General features: G+C 58.2%; 2 pseudogenes. Both read right to left on the minus strand.

From position 1 onward, the window contains the following. A pseudogene (locus EXE42_RS20725) lies at window positions 1-136 on the minus strand (ABC transporter permease); the annotation flags it as partial. A 14-nt stretch (window positions 137-150) separates the two neighbouring features. Continuing rightward, window positions 151-299, minus strand: a pseudogene (locus EXE42_RS20495) (ABC transporter permease); the annotation flags it as partial.

The raw sequence follows: 299 nt of genomic DNA on the forward strand, positions 1-299 counted from the left end.
CGTACACGCCGAGCAGCGCGAGCGGGACCGTCGTCAGGAGCATCCCGAGCGAGTTGATCGACAGATCGAACCGTCCCGACCGCGAGAGGTCGTTCCAGTCGACTTGATCGAACCGTTCGGATTCTTCAGTTGCCATTGTTCTCAGTTGAATTACCTGTCATCGTAGCTGATCCGCGGGTCGAGTACGGTGAACACGAGGTCTTCGAGGAGGTTCCCGATGACGGCGACGAACGTGAAGAACAGCGTCGTCCCCAACACGAGGTTCGTGTCCTGTTGGATCAGCGCGTTGTACGTCAACC

This window comes from Halorubrum sp. SP3, from assembly GCF_005435195.1.
Classification (GTDB): Archaea; Halobacteriota; Halobacteria; order Halobacteriales; family Haloferacaceae; genus Halorubrum; species Halorubrum sodomense.